Origin of the sequence: Aliamphritea spongicola, assembly GCF_017051665.1 — a bacterium.
Lineage (GTDB): Bacteria > Pseudomonadota > Gammaproteobacteria > Pseudomonadales > Balneatricaceae > Amphritea > Amphritea spongicola.
In genome coordinates, this window is record NZ_JAFIDL010000003.1 from 516,344 (window position 1) to 532,171 (window position 15,828).

Annotated in this window: 17 protein-coding genes; 6 read left to right on the top strand and 11 right to left on the bottom strand. The window is 53.6% G+C overall.

Annotated elements, in window-relative coordinates:
* Nucleotides 1–273: 273 nt before the first annotated feature.
* Nucleotides 274–1,455 (bottom strand): NnrS family protein, encoded by a 1,182-nt coding sequence (locus tag JYB63_RS12370; protein ID WP_207758363.1) that lies wholly within the window; start codon nucleotides 1,453–1,455, stop codon nucleotides 274–276.
* Nucleotides 1,456–1,757: 302 nt separating this feature from the next.
* Here JYB63_RS12370 and cobU point away from each other — a divergent pair, with 302 nt between their 5' ends.
* The 3 genes from cobU to JYB63_RS12385 all read left to right on the top strand — a co-directional run bounded on the left by cobU (nucleotide 1,758) and on the right by JYB63_RS12385 (nucleotide 4,045).
* Nucleotides 1,758–2,285 (top strand): bifunctional adenosylcobinamide kinase/adenosylcobinamide-phosphate guanylyltransferase, encoded by a 528-nt coding sequence (gene cobU / locus JYB63_RS12375; protein WP_205658154.1) that lies wholly within the window; start codon nucleotides 1,758–1,760, stop codon nucleotides 2,283–2,285.
* Between the two features lie 75 nt (nucleotides 2,286–2,360).
* A complete protein-coding gene (gene cobT, locus JYB63_RS12380) occupies nucleotides 2,361–3,419 on the top strand; it encodes a nicotinate-nucleotide--dimethylbenzimidazole phosphoribosyltransferase (RefSeq protein WP_205658155.1) in 1,059 nt (352 codons plus the stop codon).
* An 11-nt stretch (nucleotides 3,420–3,430) separates the two neighbouring features.
* Nucleotides 3,431–4,045, top strand: coding sequence for a histidine phosphatase family protein (locus JYB63_RS12385; RefSeq protein ID WP_205658156.1), 615 nt, complete (start codon nucleotides 3,431–3,433; stop codon nucleotides 4,043–4,045).
* 92 nt (nucleotides 4,046–4,137) lie between these two features.
* Here JYB63_RS12385 and JYB63_RS12390 read toward each other — a convergent pair whose 3' ends face one another.
* The 4 genes from JYB63_RS12390 to JYB63_RS12405 form a co-directional block, all read right to left on the bottom strand.
* Nucleotides 4,138–4,452, bottom strand: a complete 315-nt coding sequence (locus tag JYB63_RS12390) for a hypothetical protein (RefSeq protein ID WP_243431956.1) — start codon at nucleotides 4,450–4,452, stop codon at nucleotides 4,138–4,140.
* Between the two features lie 88 nt (nucleotides 4,453–4,540).
* A complete protein-coding gene (locus tag JYB63_RS12395) occupies nucleotides 4,541–5,155 on the bottom strand; it encodes a cob(I)yrinic acid a,c-diamide adenosyltransferase (protein ID WP_205658157.1) in 615 nt (204 codons plus the stop codon).
* A gap of 144 nt (nucleotides 5,156–5,299) precedes the next feature.
* Nucleotides 5,300–6,145: a polyphosphate kinase 2 gene (ppk2, locus tag JYB63_RS12400; RefSeq protein WP_205658158.1), complete on the bottom strand. Its 846-nt coding sequence runs from the start codon at nucleotides 6,143–6,145 to the stop codon at nucleotides 5,300–5,302.
* A 72-nt stretch (nucleotides 6,146–6,217) separates the two neighbouring features.
* A complete protein-coding gene (locus JYB63_RS12405) occupies nucleotides 6,218–7,117 on the bottom strand; it encodes a 2-dehydropantoate 2-reductase (RefSeq protein WP_205658159.1) in 900 nt (299 codons plus the stop codon).
* 156 nt (nucleotides 7,118–7,273) lie between these two features.
* Between JYB63_RS12405 and JYB63_RS12410 the strand changes: the two genes are divergently transcribed.
* The 3 genes from JYB63_RS12410 to JYB63_RS12420 all read left to right on the top strand — a co-directional run bounded on the left by JYB63_RS12410 (nucleotide 7,274) and on the right by JYB63_RS12420 (nucleotide 9,956).
* Nucleotides 7,274–7,756 carry a YajQ family cyclic di-GMP-binding protein gene (locus JYB63_RS12410; protein ID WP_205658160.1) on the top strand — a complete coding sequence of 161 codons (483 nt, stop codon included), beginning with the start codon at nucleotides 7,274–7,276 and terminating at the stop codon, nucleotides 7,754–7,756.
* Between the two features lie 16 nt (nucleotides 7,757–7,772).
* Entirely contained in the window at nucleotides 7,773–9,341 is a 1,569-nt protein-coding gene (locus JYB63_RS12415) for an AmpG family muropeptide MFS transporter (RefSeq protein ID WP_336510882.1), read from the top strand.
* A 111-nt stretch (nucleotides 9,342–9,452) separates the two neighbouring features.
* A complete protein-coding gene (locus JYB63_RS12420) occupies nucleotides 9,453–9,956 on the top strand; it encodes an MOSC domain-containing protein (RefSeq protein WP_205658161.1) in 504 nt (167 codons plus the stop codon).
* A gap of 17 nt (nucleotides 9,957–9,973) precedes the next feature.
* Here the strand turns inward: JYB63_RS12420 and JYB63_RS12425 are convergent, their stop codons facing one another.
* From JYB63_RS12425 to gap, 6 genes are all read right to left on the bottom strand, one after another.
* Nucleotides 9,974–10,300, bottom strand: coding sequence for a YciI family protein (locus tag JYB63_RS12425; RefSeq protein ID WP_205658162.1), 327 nt, complete (start codon nucleotides 10,298–10,300; stop codon nucleotides 9,974–9,976).
* A gap of 71 nt (nucleotides 10,301–10,371) precedes the next feature.
* Entirely contained in the window at nucleotides 10,372–11,052 is a 681-nt protein-coding gene (locus JYB63_RS12430; protein WP_205658163.1) for a zinc metallopeptidase, read from the bottom strand.
* 16 nt (nucleotides 11,053–11,068) lie between these two features.
* On the bottom strand, nucleotides 11,069–11,491 hold the full coding sequence (locus tag JYB63_RS12435) for a hypothetical protein (protein WP_205658164.1): 423 nt from the start codon (nucleotides 11,489–11,491) through the stop codon (nucleotides 11,069–11,071).
* A 169-nt stretch (nucleotides 11,492–11,660) separates the two neighbouring features.
* Nucleotides 11,661–12,974 (bottom strand): threonine ammonia-lyase IlvA, encoded by a 1,314-nt coding sequence (gene ilvA, locus JYB63_RS12440; RefSeq protein WP_205658165.1) that lies wholly within the window; start codon nucleotides 12,972–12,974, stop codon nucleotides 11,661–11,663.
* Between the two features lie 289 nt (nucleotides 12,975–13,263).
* The gene (gene pyk, locus JYB63_RS12445) at nucleotides 13,264–14,709 is read right to left on the bottom strand and encodes a pyruvate kinase (RefSeq protein WP_205658166.1); all 1,446 of its coding nucleotides are present in this window, start codon (nucleotides 14,707–14,709) and stop codon (nucleotides 13,264–13,266) included.
* Nucleotides 14,710–14,799: 90 nt separating this feature from the next.
* Nucleotides 14,800–15,801 (bottom strand): type I glyceraldehyde-3-phosphate dehydrogenase, encoded by a 1,002-nt coding sequence (gene gap, locus JYB63_RS12450; RefSeq protein WP_205658167.1) that lies wholly within the window; start codon nucleotides 15,799–15,801, stop codon nucleotides 14,800–14,802.
* Nucleotides 15,802–15,828 lie beyond the last annotated feature (27 nt).

Genomic DNA, 15,828 nt, shown 5'->3' on the forward strand with positions numbered 1-15,828 from the left:
AAGAGGGAAATACACACAGATCAATCAGGTGTGTTTTTGTGTGTGTCGGGGGCGTTTTATTGCCTGAACCGCCCGCAGACAGTCACTTTAAAGCGAATGAGAGTGATTTCTGAATGTCGTCGGAGAGCAGGTCCGGAAATTAAACCCAGAGTGGGGCATGCCGTTACTCAAATGGTTGCCGGAACCGGGCATTACCTGTGGCTTGCGGGTTTATTCTGACAATAAAAAAGCCCGTTGCACGCATGCAACGGGCTTATATTTAAGCGGTACCGGTTAGCCGTACTGCCCATCCAGCCGTGGCTGTAACAGTATCGGGGTATACGGAATCAGGAACAGTACCCAGGCAATCATCCAGAACAGGGCGGAAGCATGCAGGGCCGGCACATACAGGTCCGGTGCCAGTGGCAGCAGGCTGCGGATCAGGCCGCTGACGATCATGAAACCAAAGCCAACTTTAACCCAGTTAGTCAGTTTAAGTGGCCGGCCGGTATGTCCCAGTGAAACCCGGGCCATCATACCGATGGTAATTGAACCGATTGCGCCAGCAGCAAATGCGTGGGTTGCCAGATACGGCGAGATGCCGGTAAACACGCTCGCGGCATACAGGGCAAAGCCAAGCGGAATGAACAGGTATGCCAGTTGCAGAATCCACAGCAGAGGGTTGCGCAGTAAACGTGGATGGAACCAGCCGTAAAGCCGCAGGAACTGTGAGGCCGCCGCCAGTGCCGCGAAAATGCCCGCCAGCTGCAGGTAACCGGCAAAGTGACTCACCAGCCACGCCACGGTGACCGCCGGAGTCATATATTCCAGCCAGGTATATTTACGGGCAGTGAAGTTGCCCAGCGCCCGTTCAGTGAAAAAAGGAATCACCCGGCCGCCCAGAATCATGATGATCAGAATTACCAGCCCCAGCTGTAACTGCATGCCCTGCAACATGGTGTTTTCGGTGTAACCGAGTAGCTGGGCGTGCATCAGCCCGTTCGCCAGGGTCATGACCGAGAGAATCACGATAAACATCAGGTTGCGGTGGTTACCGCTGCGAATGATAGGGATACCGATACCGACAATCACCAACGGCAGAAACAGCATATCGGTGGCTGCAATCAGTAATGGCGGGAGGGCAGTGAATGGCATGATTCTGCCCGCCACCCAGAAAGCAAAGATAATCGCCAGCCAGCTGCCGTGTGGGGTCTGTTGCGATGTCCAGTTTCTCACCGCGGTCAGCAGGAAGCCGGCAATAATGGCAACGGTATAACCAAACAGCATTTCATGGCCGTGCCATACATAGCTGAGCTGATAATACGACTGGGTGGCCTGACCGGTACTCAGCATAATCAGCCAGATCAGCATCAGCAGCAATGCGGAGATTGCACCGAACAGAAAGAAGGGTCTGAAACCCAGGTTAAAAAGCGCAAAGGAACTGGAGTTTCTGGGTTCCTGAATTTGGATTTGCATGGCTCACCTTCACCGATTCATGCTGTTACTTCAGTAGGGGCATTAAATCATAAAATGTTTTTTGAATACATCTTAAAGTGTTGTTAAAGCGATGAAACAACCTGCGCTAAATCAAAGCTTCATCAGATAGCTTTCTGGCGGGGCTTGTACAGGGAAGTGAAAGGCGTTTAGCGTTCTCTCAACGACGTTTTATGTCGCCTGCAGAATGTAACTTAGCTTGTCTCCGGTCAGGATAGCCGTTAGCTTAGGAACCTGCATGTAAGCCGATAAAAAGGCTGCCGATAATTTCAGGCTGTACAACAATGAAACAATTAATTTTAGGCGGTGCCCGTTCCGGTAAAACCGCGCTGGCTGAACAGCGGGCGCAGGACTGGCACGCCGCAGGAGAAGGGCGTCAGGTGTATTATCTGGCGACCGCCAATGCCGGTGACGGGGAGATGTCGGCGCGTATCAAGCGGCATCAGGATTTACGTCCCGAAGGCTGGCTGACGATTGAAGAGCCGCTGGATCTGGCCGGGGTACTGGCACAGCATAACGATCCCAACCAGTGTTTATTGATCGATTGCCTGACCCTGTGGGTGACGAACCTGCTGATGCTGGAGGATGATGACCGCATGGCCGGGCATATGGCGGCATTTGAAGCAGCACTGGCCGACTGCCAGGCACAGATCATCATGGTCAGTAATGAAGTGGGGCTGGGGATCGTGCCCATGGGTGAACTGACCCGGAAGTTTCAGGATCAGGCGGGTTTTCTGCATCAGCGTCTTGGCCAGCTTTGCGAACGGGTGACTCTCACCGTAGCTGGTTTGCCGATGGAATTTAAGGCCTGAATCCCGTTATTCAGAACACATAATCAATGTATGCCGGTCGGATTCTGACCGGCTGTTTTATATCAGGTGGTAATTATGTCCAACCTTGAATGGTTAACCCGCACGCCTCAGGCAATTGATCAGGCAGCAACCGCGGCGGCAACGGAACATCAGCAAATTCTGACAAAGCCGGCAGGCTCTCTGGGGCAGCTGGAAACTCTGGCGATCCGTTTTGCGGGAATGCAGGGGCAGTTAAAACCACAGCTTGATAAGGTTCAGGTGTCTATTTTTGCAGCGGATCACGGCCTTGCCGGCCGGGGTGTTTCTGCTTTCCCCCAGGAAGTGACGGCCCAAATGGTCAGCAACTTTGCCCATGGAGGCGCTGCGGTATCGGTGCTATCCAAAGCCCGGGGTGCTGACTTTGAGGTGGTAAATCTGGGAACCGTAGGCCCGGTGGCTGACCATCCGACAGTGGTGCAGGCGGTGATTGCCAGTGCCACGGCAGATTGCTCAGAGCAACAGGCGATGAGTGATGAGCAACTGGCCCAGGCGCTGAATACCGGCCGTGAACGGGTACTGGCTGCCCGGGAGAAAGGTGCGCAGTTGTTTGTGGGGGGGGAAATGGGCATCGGCAATACCAGTGCTGCATCCATGATTGCCGCTGCGCTGACCGACAGCACACTGGAAGATCTGGTCGGGCCCGGTACAGGACTGGATAATGCCGGTGTACTGGCAAAGCAGTCCATTCTGGAAGGTGTTATGGCGCTGCATGCCGAGCATCTTGATACTCCGCTGGGGGTGTTACAGAGCGTCGGGGGATTTGAGATTGCAGCCCTGTGTGGTGCCTATCTGACCTGTGCACAGGAAGGGATTGCGGCGCTGGTGGATGGCTTTATCTGTACAGCTGCAGCTCTGCTGGCCTGCCGGATTCACCCTGAAGTTAAAGAATGGCTGGTGTTTGCCCATAATTCGGCAGAACCGGGGCACCGGGCTATGCTACAGGCATTGCAGGTGCAGCCATTGCTGAATTTAGGCATGCGTCTGGGTGAGGGCAGTGGCGCAGTACTGGCGGTGGATCTGTTACGCAGTGCTTGTTTACTGCATGGGAATATGGCAACTTTTGCCGATGCGGGGGTTGCCGACAAATCTGCCTGAGGCGCAAAAATATGCCGACTGAACCGAGTATTGATCTGACCATCGACCTGTTACGCCATGGCGAAACAGAAGGGGGGGCTATCTACCGTGGCCGGACCGATTCTAAGCTGACTAAGCCGGGTATGAAGGCGATGCAGCGTACCCTTGCCGAGGCCGGTCAGCCCTGGCGGGGCGTGGTGAGCTCACCGTTACGGCGCTGTTCCAAAGTGGCTGTGGCCTATGCTGCGGAGCACGATATCAGCTGCCAGCTGGAACCGCGGTTGCAGGAAATTGATTTTGGCGAATGGGATGGCGAGCTACTGGCGGATATCTGGGAGAAATTCCCGGACGATGTCACCCATTTCTGGGAAGATCCCGAAGCGTTTACGCCGCCGGAAGGTGAGCCGCTGAAGGTATTCCGGGAGCGGCTGGCGGAATGTTTGGATGACTTTGTCCGTAATCATTCCCAGGGGCATTATTTGTGGGTTACCCATGGCGGAGTGATCCGGGCGTTGTTAGCCAGAGTGCTGGCAATACCTGCCGGTAACTGGAATTGCCTGCAGCTGGATTATGCATCCCTGAGCCGGATTCATATTGTGGGTGAGCCGGGAGAGCTGGGTTACAGCGTGGCGTTTATCAACCGCTGAAGCTTTTTTAGTAAAGCGCCCCGGTACATAAAGAAAAAGCGCAGTCTGTTTTCAGAGTGCGCTTTTTTTGTGTAAGTCTGCAAAAGTCAGGGTCAGTCGAAGACGCCCTTGATAAATGACTTGGTGGATTCTACGGCATCTTTGCCAACTTCTACGGCTGTTTTCGCACCTTCTTCACCGGCTTCATACACTTCTTTGGCACCTTCTTTGGTGCTGCATACAGCGCGGCTGGCGGTACACTTGGCGTAGCAGCCATTGATGGCCGCTTCATCACCCAGGTGGCGGACTTCACATTTAGCTTCACAAAAGCTCTGCTGATCCTGGCAGTCGCCCAGGGCCATTGCCAGTGGGCTTACAGCCAGCGCAAGGCCGGCTAAAACGGTTTTCAGTGGTGCGGTCATTTTCATAATCTTTACTTTCTGTCTGTGCTTTCCGTCAAAACAGGTGTTAAGTCCGGTTCTGTGACAAAGTATATCAAACCGCGTGAATTAACCCTTAACTGCCGCCGGCGGTGCGCTTTTGTTTTGGCTGCCACAGCACTTCACTGCCGTCATTGCGGCGGGCCAGTACCCGGGCGCTGACAAAGAGTAAGTCGGACAGGCGGTTTACATACGCAGCTGCAAAGTTATTGACCATTTCCACTGCGGCCTGTTCCCCTTCGGCCGGGGTATTTTCCAGCTGTACCAGCTCTACCAGCCGGCGTTCGGCACGGCGGCAGACACTGCGGGCCTGATGGCACAGGGCTGCGGCCCGGTTGCCACCTGGCAGAATGAATTCCTGGAGGGGTGGCAGGTCTTCATTGAGGGTATCAAGTTGCTGTTCCAGCTGCGTGATATCTTCTGCGCTGATTACTTTGTAATCCGCATCGGCCACGGCGATCTCACCGCCGATATCAAACAGGCAGTGCTGGCTCAGGGTCAGGTATTCGCGGATCAGATCATTGCTGTCCAGTTCTTCAATAAGCACGCCGATCAGGCAGTTAAGTTCATCCACATCGCCCATGGTTTCGATACGGGGGTGATGCTTGTCTACCCGGCTGCCATTGGCCAGGGCAGTGGTACCTTTATCGCCGGTGCGGGTATAAATTTTTGTCAGGCGGCGCGCGACCATATGTAGCTCCAACAGATGATAAGTGTTGCTGCAATAATGGTTTGACAGGCGGGAATGGTCAACTGTTGTAACGGCGCCCGGAGACTTCGGGCGCACAGGGAATAGTACGGGTCGGATTCCCGCTATTGGCTGATCTTACTTAATTCAGCGTAAGGCCGGATCGGGATAGTCCTCCGGGTGCTGGATGTCCCGGGTCAGGGCATCGGCGACAATACGCGCATCGGGGCTGAGGTCGAACTCCGTTGTTTTTTCATCGTAGGGCAGATGATGCAGAACGTGTTTGATAGCGTTCAGCCGGGCCCGTTTCTTGTCATCCGACATGATGGTCGTCCACGGGGCTTCCGGGGTATGGGTGTAGGCATACATGGCTTCTTTGGCTTTGGTGTAGTCGTCCCATTTGTCCAGTGAGGCCAGATCCATCGGGCTGAGTTTCCACTGTTTCAGTGGATCGGATTTACGGTTTTCAAAGCGGCGCCGCTGTTCATCTTTATTTACAGAGAACCAGAGCTTAAACAGCCGGATGCCGCTCTGCACCAGCATCTTTTCCAGTGCAGGCGCCTGATCCATAAACTCGCTGTATTGTGTGTCGGTGCAGAAATTCATAACCCGTTCCACCCCGGCACGGTTATACCAGGAACGGTCGAATAGCACGATTTCACCGCCGCTGGGTAAGTGCTGTAAATAACGTTGAAAGTACCACTGGGTCTGTTCCGTTTCAGAGGGTTTTTCCAGGGCGACGATTCTGGCTCCGCGGGGATTAAGGTTTTCCATGAAACGCTTGATGGCACCGCCTTTGCCGGCTGCATCGCGGCCTTCAAAGATAATCATCACCCGCTCGTTATGGTGTTTAACCCAGTACTGCATTTTCAGCAGTTCGATTTGCAGTAGGCGTTTTTCGTCTTCATATTCCCGGCGGGATATTTTGGCATCGTAAGGGTAATCGTCCCCCAGCCCGGTGGCTTTCTGAACTTTGCTATCCGTTTGTCCCATGGCTGATTTTTCCCTGTTTTGAATGGCAGTACTCAGTATAAGCCGCTGTGGAATCGAAAGGCATGACCGGGGTCACGCCTGCAGGTTTATGATTTGCCCGAGGAGGCGCTGATTCTCTGTCACTTCAATGTTCAGCTGTTCTGCCTGTTGGCAGAGGTAGCCGGTAATGGTGTCGATTTCACTGCGCCGCCCGTGAACCACATCCTGATACATGGAGGAATAATTTTCCCCGGTCTGTTCCGCCACCAGGCAGGCCTGATCAATCAGCGGCTGGTCAAACAGGGGCATTTTCAGAGCGCTGGCAACCTGTTCAACTTCATGACAGATCACCTGCATATGCGCACGGTATTCGGCGTGGCTGGCCAGCTCGCCGTTACGGCAGCGGTAGATGGCTGTCAGAGGGTTGATAGCACAGTTGATGGCCAGTTTTTGCCACAGTGTGGCGTGGATATTATCGCTGTGGTGAAGGGCCGGTTCGCAGGGGGCCAGTTGCTGGCTTAGCGACTGATCATCAGCGTTACTCAGGTTGCCGATACGGGTCTGGCCGTGGCCGGCACGGATCAGTTCAAATGCACTGTTCAGGTAGGCACCGTCGGTGGTGCTGCCTGCCCACACCTGTAAGTGAGGATTCTGTGCTGCAATCGCTTGCTGCGGCCCCATGCCGTTGTGTAGCAGTAATACCCGGGCGTTATCCGTGAGACGCTCCCGCACGCTGTTAAACGCCGCCAGCGCATCATAGCTTTTGGTGGTGATTAGCAGGTGGCTTATTGGTTCCCCCTGTGGGCTGTTCAGCGCTTCGGCGGGTACCTGTATCTGGCTGACTTGCTGGCCTTCCATGATTGAGAAAGCGCCGCGGTAAGTGGCCAGTTTGTCAGGGTTGCGCAGCAGCAGGGTGGTGTTAAATCCGGCCCGCTGAAATTTTGCTGCCCAGAGCAGGCCAATGGCGCCGGCTCCGAGGATATGCCAATGCATAGGTAAACCTGTGGAATCTTCTGTAGTCCTGCGCATCATAACGGTATGATAAGCGCAAATAAATCACTCCGGGTCAGGTGCATCTTTCGGATTGCCTGACCGGACATATGTTTACAGCGTGCCGTGTGTGATTCCGGCACAGAGGAGAAAAGCCCGATGCCTTCATTTGATATCGTTTCAGAACTGGATATGCACGAAGTTAATAACGCGGTTGACCAGGCAAACCGTGAAGTGACCACCCGCTTCGACTTTAAAGGGGTCAACGCCAAGTTTGAACTGGCGGACGAGGTGATCACCATGCATGCGGATGTGGATTTCCAGTTGCAGCAAATGATCCAGATTCTGCGTGACAAGCTGGTTAAGCGTGGCATTGACGTAAAGAGCCTGGAAGAAAAAGACGTCGAAGTGGCTAACATGCGTGCCCGTCAGCAGGTGCTGCTGAAACAGGGGCTGGATCAGCCACTGTGCAAGAAAATTATCAAGCAGATTAAAGATGCCAAGCTGAAGGTTCAGACCCAGGTGCAGGGCGAGCAGATCCGGGTAACCGGTAAGAAGCGTGATGATCTGCAAACGGTAATCGCCTTCCTGCGTGAGGCAGATCTGGAACTTCCGCTGCAGTTTAATAACTTCCGAGATTAAGACCCTGACTAACTTAGTGAATCAGGCTGGCCAAACTGAATTAAGCTGGCGGGAATCCTTTAAGATTTTCGTCCAGCCAAAAGTATTGGCCATGCTGTTGCTGGGGTTTTCAGCAGGCTTACCTATTCTGCTGATTTTTTCATCTTTATCCCTGTGGCTGCGTGAAGCCGGTGTGGAACGTGACGCCGTGACTTTTTTCAGTTGGGCGGCGCTGGGGTATTCATTCAAGTTTGTCTGGGCGCCTCTGGTCGATCGCCTGCCAATTCCTCTGTTAACGGAATGGCTGGGGCGTCGCCGGGCCTGGTTGCTGTTGGCGCAGTTGCTCATCATTGCTTCCATTGTTGCCATGGCAATGGTCGATCCGGCGGATACTGAACGGTTGAAGTGGATGGCGCTGGCTGCGGTCGCACTGGGGTTTTCGTCTGCCACCCAGGATATTGTGATAGATGCCTACCGGATTGAAGCAGCAGAATCCCGCTTACAGGGAATGATGTCTGCCTGTTATATCGCAGGTTACAGGGTGGGTATGATTGTCGCGGGTGCCGGGGCTTTATTTCTGGCGAGCGGGTTCGGCTCTGCCGTTGGCGCCTACGATTACGCCGCGTGGCAAATGGCGTATCTGATAATGGCCGGTGTGATGGGCGTTGGGGTAATGACGACGCTGATGATCAAAGAAGTCTCGTTGCCGCAGCAGGCCCGGACGTCGTTACGCTATCATGCTGAGCTGCTGTTATTGTTCTTCTTCTGTGTCATTGCCTTTGTCAGTGTTTTCTTCTTTGGCGGGGAGGTTGCAACCGTTTGGAAACAGACGTTGGGTGATTACACAGGCCATCCCTATGTCATGAATTTCCTCGTTGAGGTATTGCTGTTAACGACCGCGATTCTGGCTGCCTGGATTGTGTCGAGGGTCGGACTGCGTGCCGGGATCTCAGATCCGGTGATGGTTGATGAAACCTATATAGCACCGGTGAAAGAGTTCTTTCAGCGTCACGGAGTGAAAACCTCGCTGTTGCTGCTGGCACTGATTGGCAGCTACCGGATTTCAGACATCGTTCTGGGTGTTATTTCCAACGTGTTTTATCAGGACATGACCTTTACCAAAGACGAGATTGCCTGGGCGGTGAAAACCTTTGGCGTCATTATGGCTGTCTTTGGTGGCTTTCTGGGTGGCCTGTTATCCATGCGTTATGGCGTAATCCGGATGCTGCTGGTTGGGGCAATACTGTCTGCCGGTACGAATTTGCTGTTCATCGGCCTGGCATCAGTAGGGCACAACCTTGATATGCTGTATCTGGTGATTGCCGCTGATAACCTTTCCGCCGGATTAGCCAGTGCGGCATTCGTTGCGTTCCTGTCCAGCCTGACCAACATTTCATTTACCGCTATGCAATATGCGTTGTTCAGTTCTCTGATGACGTTGTTGCCTAAGCTACTGGGCGGGTATTCCGGGTCGATTGTATCGTCTATTGGCTACAGTCAGTTTTTTGTGGTGACGGCCCTGCTGGGGTTACCGGTGATTGTACTGATTCTGATGGCCAGAAAGCGGTTGCAGATAAAAGAGCCCGTCAGGGAATCCGGGAATTGAACAGTCTGACAGCCGTAGCTGCCAGACTCTTTCCTGTTGCTTTCTGTGACGCCCCTGAATGGCAGGGAAGTGGTATTTGTTAAACAGTGATTTACGGCAGGAGGGCATCCGGTGAAAGCACAAAAATTTCTTTTCGGACGTTTTGTTAAAGACTTACCACCGGGTGAACTGAGCTGGATCGGCCTGCGGCCGGGCCGCAAGCAGGACATGATCGAAGTGTCTGAAGTACAGGCGCTGGAAACCCTGGGGCTGGAAGGGGATCATCGTTGTGACAAAACCCCTGGATCAGCCCGGCAGGTCACCATTATTTCTGAAGAATATATTCAGATGATTCGTCATTTTACCGGTCTGGAGACCCTGCCACCGGGCGTATTGCGGCGTAATCTGGTGGTGAAAAACATTAATCTTACGGCCCTGCGTCATCAGCAGTTCACCATCGGTGATGCGTTGTTTGAAGCGACGGCGCTGTGCCATCCCTGTTCCAGAATGGAAACCGCGCTGGGGAAGGGCGGGGTAGCCGCCATGCTGGGGCACGGCGGGCTGTGTGCGAAGATTTTGCGCTCCGGCACCATCCGTATTGGAGATGCGGTTATCGCACATCCACCTGAAGAGTAATTCAGGCAAGCCGGGTCTTAATGGCTAGGCTTAGGCATTTTGATCAGTTCTGAAATTTCCAGCGATCCGCCAATTTCCAGAAACGGACAGTCCCGTGCCATTGCCTGTGCTGCCTCCATCGAATCCGCCTCTATCAGCGTGAACCCGGACATGCCGGTTTCACCGCCTTCTGTCACGTCACCACCAGGGTGCATTACACAGGTACCTTTCAGTGGATTGGCGGGGCTGACCACCGCGGTGCCCAGCGATGCCAGCCATTGCATGTATCTGGCAAAGTGTTGTTTACCTTCTTCCGGTGTGGCGGGCTGATTACCCCCCAGGTAGGTGATCATGTATTGCGCCATGCTGAGCTCCTTTCGCTTATGTGCTTCAGGTAAGCATAGTGGCTTTTATGAGTTTTTCGTGACCAAATATCTCAGCGCAGGATCAGCAGCCAGCGCCAGATACTGAGGATATCTGCCAGTGCCCCGGCGACGTAGGTATACGCTGCTGCTTTAAGCACTTCCCGGACTGCCGGTAAATGTTCTTCCGGCACATAGCCTTCTTTAAGAATGGGCAGGGCCTTGCCAAAGCTGGCGTCGTACTCTTCTGGCAGCACCATGGCGTGAAATACCACTGAAGCAAGCATGGTGGCAATACCGGCAACCACTGTCAGTGCCATGACGGCAGGGGCCTTGGCGAGCAGGCCAATAAACGGCGTGCTGGACAGAATGAAAATGCCGATGCCCTGAACCATTTTGGCCGGCACCGTATATTTACTGCGCAGTTTGCTGACGGCTTCTTTACGGTTGTACTGAATGGCATGGCCCACCTCATGGGTGGCAATGGCCACAGAGGAGAGAGATCTGCCATGGTACACATCCGGAGACAGGCCAACGATCTTTTCCGCTGGCGAATAGTAGTTCTGATCCGGTCCGGTTTCCTGCACCTTTACCCCTTCGAGCTTAAAGCGCTCGATCAGGTGCTCAGCCAGCTCCGCACCAGTGCCGGGCATATTCTCCAGCGGCGTATGGTGTTTGCGGATAATGTGTCTGACCCAGTACTGGGGGCCAAAGGCCAGTACCACGAGGATCAGGCCGAGCAGGATAAAAAGCATGGGTGGCGGGTCCGGTTTAGTGAGCCTGATGTTGTGCTGATTCAGTGTACAGATTTGATACCAGACTATCCCAGTCATAGTTATCTTCGCCGACCAGAATAAACACCTGTTTATTCTGATAGTCGATACGGTAACAGAATGAATCTTTTAACGTAATTCTGGGGGGAAAGCAGCGAAAATTCCAGTGTGAGCCACTGGAGAGATTTTCACGTAGCTGGCGGTATTCCGCATGCTCCCATATATCATTCTGTTGGTTAACGAAGAAACGGTAACTGTCAGGCTTACCTGATAAATAGTCTTCCAGGTCATCAAGTGCTACCAGAATTTCTTCACATCTGAGATCTATTCGCGATTTGCCGATGCTGTAATACACCGCACAAATCGTAAATATGCATGAGAGCACAATCAGTATTTTGCCGACGGAATGGAATTCAGTCATATCAGTAAGTTAAGTCCATTTATTTTGTGGGAACTGCAGCAGGATACTCTGCTGGCAGGTAATTAAAAAGGAATTAATGTGCCGCTGACAGTACTGCTTTGATAGGTTCCTTCTACAGTGCCCCCGGTGCTCCTGTGAGCACCGGGGGATGGTTTCGTTTTATATTCTGTCAGACCAGAAAGCGGAACAGGTCCGGTTTGTCGTTCAGGTATTCGTAGCGGATCCGCTGTTCATTCATCCGTTGCAGCAGGCTTTGGAAGTTGTCCTTATGGTTCAGTTCAATGCCGATCAGTGCCGGGCCTTTGCTGCTGTTACTTTTCTTTGAATATTCAAAGTGAGTGATGTCATCCCCGGGGCCAAGCACTTCAGCCAGAAATTCCTGCAGGGCACCGGCCCGTTGCGGGAAGTTAACGATGAAGTAGTGCTTCAGCCCTTCATGGAGTAGCGCCCGTTCACGGATTTCTTCAGTGCGGTGGATGTCATTATTGCCGCCGCTGATCAGGCAAACCACGGTTTTGCCGCGGATTTCATCTTTCAGGCTGTCCAGTGCGGCGATGGATAATGCACCGGCAGGTTCCACCACAATGGCTTCCTGATTGTACAGCTGAAGCATGGTGGCGCAGACTTTTCCTTCAGGGACGGTGAGTATGTCCTGCAGGTTCTGACGGCAGATTCTGAAAGTGTTTTCCCCGACCCGCTGCACCGCAGCGCCATCAACGAAGGTGTCGATGTCCGGCAGAGTCTGATTACTGCCCGCGACGAATGAGGTGCTCATTGAAGCGGCACCTTCCGGTTCAACGCCGATTAGCTGAGTGTCCGGTGACTGTGCTTTGAAATACGCAGAAAGCCCGGATGCCAGGCCGCCGCCACCTACCGGCATGATCATCATATCCGCATGGTGTCCGGACAGTTCCAGCTGTTGCAGTATTTCTACCCCGACAGATGCCTGACCTTCGATCACTTCCGGGTCATCGAACGGGTGCACGAACGAGGCCTGCTGCGCTTCACAGAATGCCTGTGCCTGATGATAGGCGTCGTCGAATGTATCCCCGGCGAGGCGGATATCCACGTATTCTTTGCCATATTTGCGCACCTGCTGCACTTTCTGGCTGGGCGTTGGCACCGGCATAAAAATGGTGCCCTTCAGGCCCAGCAGGGCGCAGGCATAGGCAACCCCCTGAGCGTGGTTACCGGCACTGGCACATACGATGCCCTGACGCTGCTGTTCCTCGCTGAGGGAGAGGATCTTGTTGTAGGCACCACGGATTTTATAGGAGCGTACAACTTGCTGATCTTCCCGTTTCAGGAAGATGTTGGCGCCGTACTGATCACTCAGATTCTGGCTGTGCAGCAGCGGTGTATAGCTGACGACCGTTTCCAGCCGCCGGGCAGCCGCCACGATATCTTCCAGCTGCGGGTAATAGAAATTCTCTGCCGGTGTGCTGCGGGTGGCCGGGGTGTCTGTGTAAGTGGTTGCCGTCATGGCGGGTCTCCGTATTTTCAGTATTTGAAAACTGGAAGTCCGCAGCGGCCATCTGTGGCGTGGTTTTCTTCAGTGATAAAAAACCCGCCTTGCCGGCGGGTTTTCCAATTTAGCGATGCACGCGCTACCCCACCATTTCCTGAGAAATGATGATAATAATGTTCTGGTTGTGGGTGCGGTGTAAGTTCATGGCGCTATGATTATCTATTTAAAGCGGCCCGTCAATTGCCGCAGATACAAAAAAGCCCTGCGGTGGCAGGGCTTTTAAGGTGTTTAACCTGAAAGGTGATTACTGGATCTTCGCGCCGACACGGACGATCTTCATGGTGTTAGTACCGCCCTGGGCGTTCACGTAGTCACCCTTGGTGATGATCACCAGATCACCTTCTTCAACCACTTCACGCTGAACCAGTTCATCAACCGCACGCTGGTTAATTTCAGCATTCGGCACTGCGCTTACGTCGAACGGAATGGTTTTAACACCCCGGTACATGGCAACCCGGTGCTGGGTTTTGGTTAGCCGTGAGTAAGCGTAGATTGGCTGCTGGGAGCGAATCCGCGACATGATCAGCGGGGTAGCGCCGGTTTCTGTCATACAGATGATGGCCTTAACCCCTTCAAGGTGGTTGGCCACATACATGGCAGACAGGGCAACGGATTCATCGATATAGGTGAAGGACTCGTGCATCCGGTGCTTGGATACGTTGCTGGTCGGGTGCTGTTCTGCACCGACAATCACCCGCGCCATGGCTTCAACGGTCTGGATCGGGAAATCACCCATGGCGGTTTCACCGGATAGCATTACTGCATCGGTACCGTCCAGTACGGCGTTCGCCACGTCGAATACTTCTGCACGGGTTGGCAGCGGAGAGCTGATCATGGATTCCATCATCTGGGTAGCCGTGATAACTACCTTGTTGCCAGTACGGGCGCGTTCGATGATGTGTTTCTGTACGCCGATCAGCTCAGCATCGCCGATTTCCACACCCAGGTCGCCACGGGCAACCATGACACCGTCAGAGGCGTCGATGATGCCATCCAGCACGCCGTCTTCAATGGCTTCGGCGCGTTCAATCTTAGCGATCAGGTTGGCATTACAGCCGGCTGCTTCCATTAGTTTGCGGGCGGTCTGCATATCTTCTGCATCGCGCGGGAAGGATACCGCCAGGAAGTCCACGTCCAGCTTGGCAGCCAGCAGGATGTCCTTTTTATCTTTTTCGGTCAGGGCAGCAGCCGACAGACCACCGCCTTTACGGTTAATACCCTTGTTGTTGGAGATCACACCGCCAACCTGAACGGTACAGTGGATTTCCTGACCGACAACGGAGGTCACTTCAAAAACCAGACGGCCGTCGTCCAGCAGCAGGATGTCTCCTGGCTGACTGTCGGTTACCAGTTCTTTGTAATCGATACCCACACGAGTGCTGTCACCGGCATTGCCGTCCAGCGCGCCGTCGAGAATAAAGCTTTGGCCAACGGTCAGGGTTTCTTTGTCATTCGCAAAACGGGAAATTCGGATCTTAGGACCCTGCAGGTCGCCAAGAATGGCGACGAAACGGCCCTGTTTCGCGGCCTGTTCACGGACCAGTCGGGTACGTTCAATATGGTCTTCAGCGCAGCCGTGGGAGAAATTCATACGGACAACGTTGACGCCGGCGGTAATCATAGCGGCGATATTTTCAGGAGAGCTTGTGGCGGGACCTAAGGTGGCGACGATTTTCGTTCTGCGTTGCATTTTTTAGCCTTACATCGAAAGTGGGCCTTATCCAAAAAGGCCCTGAATGGAGTAGGCCCTTAAGGATATAGTGTTTAAGTTACAGTTTCATCACAGATTCCATACTAAAGTATTGTCCAGCATACGGTTTGAGAATCCCCACTCATTATCGTACCAGGCCATTACCTTCACCAGACGACCGTTTACCCGGGTCTGGGTGGCGTCAAATATGGAGGATGCCGGGTTGTGATTAAAATCGATAGAGACCAGCGGCAAGGTATTTACCTGCAGAACTTTGCCCAGCGGGCCGGCGGCAGCATCCGTGATGATCTGATTGACTTCTTCCACGCTGGTTTCCCGTTCGGCAATGAAGCTCAGGTCTACTACTGATACGTTAATGGTAGGCACCCGTACCGCCATGCCGTCCAGTTTGCCGTTCAGTTCCGGCAGGACCAGCCCTACCGCTGCCGCTGCGCCGGTTTTGGTCGGAATCATCGATTGTGTTGCCGCCCGGGCCCGGTATGGGTCGGTGTGGTACACGTCGCTGAGTTTCTGGTCGTTGGTGTAGGCATGAATAGTGGTCATCAGGCCGCTTTCAATGCCGATGCTGTCGTTCAGTGATTTAGCTACCGGTGCCAGGCAGTTGGTGGTGCACGATGCATTGGAAATAATCTGTTGGTCATCGTTTAGCAGGTGATGATTAATGCCGTGCACGATGGTGGCATCAACCTCTGCGGCCGGTGCTGAAATAATCACTTTCTTTGCGCCTGCACTCAGGTGTGCGGCGGCTTTGTCACGGCTGGTGAACAGTCCGGTGCATTCATACACCACATCTACCTGATGGGCGTCCCAGGGCAGTTTGGACGGATCACGCTCGGCATAAATACGGATAACATCGCCGTTTACCAGCAGGGCGTTGTTATCGACGCTGACCTCTGCGTTAAAGCGGCCGTGCACTGAGTCATAGCTGAGCAGGTGAGCATTGATGGCGGCATCTCCCAGATCATTGATTGCAACGATCTGAATCTGATCACGGTAACCGGACTCATACAGAGCCCGTAAGATATTCCGGCCGATGCGGCCAAAGCCGTTAATAGCTACACGTATTGCCATACTAAACCCCTTAGTGACTTAAAGTTG

Bases quoted from the DNA above. Each gene is read 5' to 3' on its own strand.
- JYB63_RS12385 (WP_205658156.1), top strand. From the start codon at position 3,431: ATGCCGACTGAACCGAGTATTGATCTGACCATCGACCTGTTACGCCAT.
- JYB63_RS12430 (WP_205658163.1), bottom strand. From the start codon at position 11,052: ATGCTTTTTATCCTGCTCGGCCTGATCCTCGTGGTACTGGCCTTTGGC.
- ppk2 (WP_205658158.1), bottom strand. From the start codon at position 6,145: ATGGGACAAACGGATAGCAAAGTTCAGAAAGCCACCGGGCTGGGGGAC.
- JYB63_RS12435 (WP_205658164.1), bottom strand. From the start codon at position 11,491: ATGACTGAATTCCATTCCGTCGGCAAAATACTGATTGTGCTCTCATGC.
- JYB63_RS12410 (WP_205658160.1), top strand. From the start codon at position 7,274: ATGCCTTCATTTGATATCGTTTCAGAACTGGATATGCACGAAGTTAAT.
- ilvA (WP_205658165.1), bottom strand. From the start codon at position 12,974: ATGACGGCAACCACTTACACAGACACCCCGGCCACCCGCAGCACACCG.
- cobU (WP_205658154.1), top strand. From the start codon at position 1,758: ATGAAACAATTAATTTTAGGCGGTGCCCGTTCCGGTAAAACCGCGCTG.
- JYB63_RS12425 (WP_205658162.1), bottom strand. From the start codon at position 10,300: ATGGCGCAATACATGATCACCTACCTGGGGGGTAATCAGCCCGCCACA.
- JYB63_RS12405 (WP_205658159.1), bottom strand. From the start codon at position 7,117: ATGCATTGGCATATCCTCGGAGCCGGCGCCATTGGCCTGCTCTGGGCA.
- gap (WP_205658167.1), bottom strand. From the start codon at position 15,801: ATGGCAATACGTGTAGCTATTAACGGCTTTGGCCGCATCGGCCGGAAT.
- pyk (WP_205658166.1), bottom strand. From the start codon at position 14,709: ATGCAACGCAGAACGAAAATCGTCGCCACCTTAGGTCCCGCCACAAGC.
- JYB63_RS12395 (WP_205658157.1), bottom strand. From the start codon at position 5,155: ATGGTCGCGCGCCGCCTGACAAAAATTTATACCCGCACCGGCGATAAA.
- cobT (WP_205658155.1), top strand. From the start codon at position 2,361: ATGTCCAACCTTGAATGGTTAACCCGCACGCCTCAGGCAATTGATCAG.
- JYB63_RS12390 (WP_243431956.1), bottom strand. From the start codon at position 4,452: ATGAAAATGACCGCACCACTGAAAACCGTTTTAGCCGGCCTTGCGCTG.
- JYB63_RS12370 (WP_207758363.1), bottom strand. From the start codon at position 1,455: ATGCAAATCCAAATTCAGGAACCCAGAAACTCCAGTTCCTTTGCGCTT.